Origin of the sequence: Streptomyces sp. YS-3 (assembly GCF_045257485.1) — a bacterium.
Taxonomy (GTDB): domain Bacteria; phylum Actinomycetota; class Actinomycetes; order Streptomycetales; family Streptomycetaceae; genus Streptomyces.
Genome location: NZ_JBJHPC010000477.1, coordinates 1 through 5,595, shown reverse-complemented (window position 1 = coordinate 5,595; position 5,595 = coordinate 1). Strand labels below are relative to the sequence as shown.

5 protein-coding genes are annotated in these 5,595 nt (G+C 71.2%); 3 read left to right on the top strand and 2 right to left on the bottom strand.

Annotated features, from left to right (window positions below):
• The first annotated feature begins 39 nt into the window (after positions 1-39).
• Positions 40-1,008: a diacylglycerol/lipid kinase family protein gene (locus ACJA3G_RS28615; protein WP_406555932.1), complete on the top strand. Its 969-nt coding sequence runs from the start codon at positions 40-42 to the stop codon at positions 1,006-1,008.
• Between the two features lie 316 nt (positions 1,009-1,324).
• Positions 1,325-1,582 (top strand): WhiB family transcriptional regulator, encoded by a 258-nt coding sequence (locus ACJA3G_RS28610; RefSeq protein WP_004937597.1) that lies wholly within the window; start codon positions 1,325-1,327, stop codon positions 1,580-1,582.
• A 165-nt stretch (positions 1,583-1,747) separates the two neighbouring features.
• Here the strand turns inward: ACJA3G_RS28610 and ACJA3G_RS28605 are convergent, their stop codons facing one another.
• Positions 1,748-3,214 (bottom strand): sensor histidine kinase, encoded by a 1,467-nt coding sequence (locus ACJA3G_RS28605; protein ID WP_406555933.1) that lies wholly within the window; start codon positions 3,212-3,214, stop codon positions 1,748-1,750.
• 333 nt (positions 3,215-3,547) lie between these two features.
• Entirely contained in the window at positions 3,548-4,621 is a 1,074-nt protein-coding gene (locus ACJA3G_RS28600; protein WP_406555931.1) for an SIS domain-containing protein, read from the bottom strand.
• A gap of 163 nt (positions 4,622-4,784) precedes the next feature.
• Here ACJA3G_RS28600 and nagB point away from each other — a divergent pair, with 163 nt between their 5' ends.
• Positions 4,785-5,570 carry a glucosamine-6-phosphate deaminase gene (gene nagB / locus ACJA3G_RS28595; protein ID WP_406555930.1) on the top strand — a complete coding sequence of 262 codons (786 nt, stop codon included), beginning with the start codon at positions 4,785-4,787 and terminating at the stop codon, positions 5,568-5,570.
• Positions 5,571-5,595 lie beyond the last annotated feature (25 nt).

The window sequence follows — 5,595 nt, the reverse complement described above, 5'->3', positions numbered from 1 at the left end:
GACTGCGCCCGGTACCGCCCGGTAGGTACTCTGGCGACCATGCGTGCACTTCTCGTGGTCAACCCGGCGGCTACCACCACCAGTGCCCGCACCCGTGATGTCCTCATCCACGCGCTGGCCAGTGAGATGAAGCTGGAGGCCGTGACCACGGAGTACCGGGGGCACGCCCGCGACCTCGGGCGGCGGGCCGCGGAGAGCAGCGACATCGACCTGGTCGTGGCTCTCGGCGGGGACGGCACGGTCAACGAGGTCGTCAACGGACTGCTGCACAACGGCCCCGATCCGGAGAACCTGCCCAGCTTCGCGGCGGTCCCCGGCGGCTCCACCAATGTCTTCGCGCGCGCGATCGGGCTGCCGAACGAGCCCGTGGAGGCGACCGGCATACTGCTGGACGCCCTGCGCGAGGGGCGGGGCCGCACGGTGAGCCTGGGCCTCGCGGCCGGCACACCGGGCACCGAGGACGAGGGCGTCCCGGACCGCTGGTTCACGTTCTGTGCCGGACTCGGCTTCGACGCGGGCGTGGTCGGCCGGGTCGAACAGCAGCGCGAACGCGGCAGACGCTCCACCCACAGCCTGTACCTGCGCCAGGTGGCCCGGCAGTTCCTCGCCGAGCGGCACCGGCGGCACGGCACGATCACCCTGGAGCGGCCCGGGCAGGACCCGGTCGAGGACCTGGTGATGTCCATAGTCTGCAACACCTCCCCGTGGACCTACCTGGGCAACCGGCCGGTGTACGCGACTCCGGAGGCGTCCTTCGAGACGGCCCTCGATGTGCTCTCGCTCACCAGACTCTCGACCTCCTCGGCAGCCCGCTACGCCACCCAGCTGCTGACCTCGACCCCCGAGAAGGGTCCACACGGCAAGCACGCGGTTTCACTGCATGACCTCACGGCCTTCACCTTGCATTCCAAGGCCCCGCTGCCCTTCCAGATGGACGGCGACCACCTCGGTCTGCGTACGAGCGTGACGTTCACAGGCGTACGCCGTGCACTGCGTGTGATTGTGTGAGTGGAAGGGCCGAAAGTCCTTTAACTCGAACGTTTGGGCTGGGCCCCACCCCATAGAAGTACGACTGTGACCCAGTCGACACCGAGGAATCAAAAAAAACTTTCCGGAAGGGGTTGTATCCGCCGCCGAGGTTTGCGAATCTCTACATGGCGATCGGGACGGCCCGCAACACCAGCCTCCGTGAGAGCCAGAACCCCTCCTCAAACTCCGGACCACAACCAGTCCAACTGGAAGTCGGCCCTTCCCTTGCGGGGGGATTCGTGAAAGCGTTCACATTCACAAGCACCCATACGTAACACCAAGAGAGGTAGCAGCCATGGACTGGCGTCACAACGCCGTTTGTCGTGAGGAAGACCCCGAGCTGTTCTTCCCCATCGGCAACACCGGTCCTGCGCTGCTGCAGATCGAGGAAGCCAAGGCCGTCTGCCGCCGCTGCCCCGTCATGGAGCAGTGCCTGCAGTGGGCGCTCGAGTCCGGCCAGGACTCCGGCGTCTGGGGTGGCCTCAGCGAGGACGAGCGCCGCGCGATGAAGCGCCGTGCCGCTCGCAACCGGGCGCGCAACGCGACCGCCTGATCCCCCCTCCTGCCTAGGCCCGCGCGGCGCGTACAGCGAGTACGCACTTACCGCCCCCCGAGCCGCAGCGCGCAGCAGAAGTAACCCACAGCATCCGAGCCCCGGACCGTTCGCGGTCCGGGGCTCGCTGCTGTGTGCGGCCCGCCCGCCGGGCGCGCCCGGGGATTACTTGTCGGCCCGTACCGGCACGTCGAGCACCACCTGGGTGCCCCGCTCCGGCGCCGCCACCATGTCGAACGCGCCGCCGAGCTCGCCCTCGACCAGGGTGCGGACGATCTGCAGACCCAGGTTGCCGGCCGTCTGGGGGTCGAAGCCCTCGGGCAGCCCCCGGCCGTCGTCGCGCACGGTGATCAGCAGCCGGGCGTCCTCGCGGGTGCCGCCGCGCACCGCCGAGACCTCGACCGTGCCCTGCTCCCCCTGGGCGAAGGCGTGTTCGAGGGCGTTCTGGAGGATCTCGGTGAGGACCATCGCGAGCGGGGTGGCGACCTCGGCGTCCAGGATGCCGAAGCGGCCCGTACGGCGGCAGACGACCTTGCCCGGGGAGATCTCCGCCACCATCGCGAGCACCCGGTCGGCGATCTCGTCGAACTCGACGCGCTCGTCCAGGTTCTGCGAGAGCGTCTCGTGCACGATCGCGATCGAGCCGACCCGCCGTACCGCCTCGTTCAGCGCCTCGCGCCCCTGCGCGGAGTCGATCCGCCGGGCCTGGAGGCGCAGCAGGGCCGCCACCGTCTGGAGGTTGTTCTTCACCCGGTGGTGGATCTCCCGGATGGTGGCGTCCTTGGTGATCAACTCGCGCTCGCGCCGACGCAGTTCGGTCACGTCCCGCAGCAGCACCAGCGAACCGATCCGGGTGCCCTTGGGCTTGAGCGGGATGGCGCGCAGCTGGATGACCCCGCCGCTGCCCTCGACCTCGGTCTCGCGCGGGGCGTAGCCGCTGGCCAGCTTGGCGATCGCCTCGTCCACCGGCCCGCGCGAGGGCGCGAGTTGGGCGGTGAGCTCCCCCAGGTGCTGGCCGACCAGGTCGGAGGCGAGCCCCAGATGGTGGTACGCGGACAGCGCGTTGGGCGAGGCGTACTGGACGATGCCGTCCGCGTCCAGCCGGATCAGGCCGTCCCCGGCGCGCGGGGAGGCGTCCATGTCGACCTGCTGCCCGGGGAAGGGGAAGGACCCGGCGGCGATCATCTGCGCGAGGTCGGAGGCGGACTGGAGGTAGGTGAGCTCCAGCCGGGAGGGGGTACGCACGGTGAGCAGGTTGGTGTTGCGCGCGATCACCCCGAGGACGCGGCCCTCGCGGCGTACGGGGATGGACTCGACCCGCACCGGCACCTCCTCGCGCCACTCGGGGTCGCCCTCGCGCACGATCCGGCCCTCGTCCAGGGCGGCGTCGAGCAGCGGGCGCCGGCCGCGCGGGACGAGATGGCCGACCATGTCGTCCTGGTAGGAGGTGGGCCCGGTGTTGGGCCGCATCTGCGCGACGGAGACGTACCGGGTGCCGTCGAGGGTGGGCACCCACAGCACGAGGTCGGCGAAGGAGAGGTCGGAGAGCAGCTGCCACTCCGAGACCAGCAGATGGAGCCACTCCAGGTCGGATTCACTGAGAGCGGTGTGCTGGCGTACGAGGTCGTTCATGGAGGGCACGTCAGCGAGGGTACCCGCGCGGGCTACGGCGCCGGGGCGGGACCCTCGGCCCGTCCGGCACCGCAGCCCGGAACTGCCGGCCGACGGGTGTGCGGTGCCCCTCGGCCTTACGGGAGGTCCTCGGCGCCGTCAGGGCAGAGAGCGCCGGATTCCTCGGTCCGGCCTCCTGTGCGGGGAGGCCGGGGGCCTGCTGGGCCATTGTGGACTAGACCATTCATCGCTGTCCATCCGTTTGCCGGCCCTGCTCCAGGCGGGTACGAGCCTGCCATGCGCGGGGCGTTACGCCTAGCCCGTTCCACCCCTCGGGCCCCCTTCGCACCCGGGTCAGCGGGTCTCGGTCACCTTCGCCAGGGCGCGGGGGGCGTCGGGGTCCTGGCCGCGGGCGATGGTCACCTCGTAGGCGAGGAGCTGCAGCGGAAGGATCTCCAGGACCGGCTGGAGCTCCTCGGGGACGCCCTCGACCGGCAGGACGAACCCGGCGGAGGCGGCGTCCACCTGCGCCCGGGGGCCGACGACGAAGAGGTCGGCGCCCCGGCCGCGCAGCCGGTCGAGCACCGGCTGGAGCGCCTGGCCGCCGCGGCCGTCGGTCACCACCGCGATCACCGGCGAGATGTTGTCGACCATGGCGAGCGGGCCGTGCAGCAGATCCGCGCCGGAGTACGACAGGGCGGGGATGTAGCTGGTCTCCATCAGCTTGAGAGCGGCCTCCTTGGCCGTGGGGTAGCCGTAGCCGCGCGAGGTGATGACCATGCGCTCGGCGAAGCGGTAGCGCGAGGCCAGCTGCCGCACCTCGTCCTGGCGCGCCAGGATCCGGTCCGCGAGCCCCGGCAGCGCCCCGGCCGCCGAGACGTCCCCGCCGCGCAGCCCCTCCACGAAGAGGTAGAGGGCGAGCAGCGAGGCGGTGTACGTCTTGGTCGCGGGCAGCGCCTTCTCCGGCCCGGCCAGGATGTCGATGTGGTGCTCGGAGACGGCGGCGAGCGGTGAGTCGGCGTTGTTGGTGACGGCCAGCGTGATCGCGCCCGCGCGCCGGGCGGCCCGGGTGGAGTCGACGAGGTCGGGCGAGCCGCCGGACTGGCTGACGGTGATGACGAGGACGTCGCTGAGGTCGGGGCGGGCGCCGTACGCGGTGGTCGTGGACATCGAGGTGAGCCCGCAGGGCATCCCGAGCCGGATCTCCAGCAGGTACTTGGCGTACAGGGCGGCGTTGTCGGAGGTGCCGCGGGCGGTCAGCAGGACGAAGCGGGGGGCGCGGGCGGCGATCGCGGCGGCCACCTCGCGGATGCGCGGGGCCCCGTCGGCGAGGATGCGGCGCAGTACGGCCGGCTGCTCGGCCATCTCCCCGTGCATGATCCGGCCGGGCTGCTCGCCGTGGGGCGCCCCGGTCTGTGTCGACGACATACGCCATGCCTCCCAGGGGCGGTCTCTGTACGCCTTGCCGAAACCCCTTCAGTCGACCATGGCGGACGGTACGACCGCCAGCGGGGGGCGGGCCCGCTCTGCTAGATTGGTCTATACCACCCTGGTCAGTTACGTACGTCCCTCTCCAGATCGGCAGGCCCACGTGGAAGTTGTCATCGTCCCGGACGCCAAGGCGGGCGGCGAGCTCATCGCGGAGACCATCGCGGCGCTGTGGCGCCGCAAGCCCGACGCCCTGCTCGGCGTGGCCACCGGCTCGACCCCGCTGCCCATCTACGACGCGCTGACGGCCAAGGTCGCGGCGGGCGCGGTGGATGTCTCGCGGGCGCGGGTGTGCCAGCTCGACGAGTACGTCGGGCTGCCGGCCGGCCATCCCGAGTCCTACCGCGCGACCGTGATCCGCCAGGTCGTGGAGCCGCTCGGGCTCGGCCCGGACTCGTTCATCGGGCCGGACGGCTCGGCGGCGGACGTCCAGGCGGCGTGCGACGCGTACGACCGGGCGCTGGTGGCGGCCGGGGGTGTGGACCTCCAGATCCTCGGGATCGGCACCGACGGGCACATCGGCTTCAACGAGCCCTGCTCCTCGATCGCCTCCCGCACCCGGATCAAGACGCTGACGGAGCAGACGCGGGTGGACAACGCGCGCTTCTTCGACGACGACATCGAGCAGGTGCCGCACCACGTCATCACGCAGGGCATCGGCACGATCCTGGAGGCGCGGCACGTGGTGCTGCTCGCCACGGGCGAGGGCAAGGCGGAGGCGGTGGCCCAGACCGTGGAGGGGCCGGTGGCGGCCGTGGTGCCCGCGTCGGCGCTGCAGTTGCATCCACATGTGACGGTGGTGGTGGATGAGGGGGCGGCGTCGAAGCTGAAGCTGGCGGAGTATTTCCGCCACACGTACGCGAACAAGCCGGCCTGGCAGGGGCTGTAACCCCCTGCCGCACCCCCTCCCGGGG

Coding starts and splice junctions, on each gene's coding strand:
- ACJA3G_RS28615 (WP_406555932.1), top strand. CDS start 40: ATGCGTGCACTTCTCGTGGTCAACCCGGCGGCTACCACCACCAGTGCC.
- ACJA3G_RS28610 (WP_004937597.1), top strand. CDS start 1,325: ATGGACTGGCGTCACAACGCCGTTTGTCGTGAGGAAGACCCCGAGCTG.
- ACJA3G_RS28605 (WP_406555933.1), bottom strand. CDS start 3,214: ATGAACGACCTCGTACGCCAGCACACCGCTCTCAGTGAATCCGACCTG.
- ACJA3G_RS28600 (WP_406555931.1), bottom strand. CDS start 4,621: ATGTCGTCGACACAGACCGGGGCGCCCCACGGCGAGCAGCCCGGCCGG.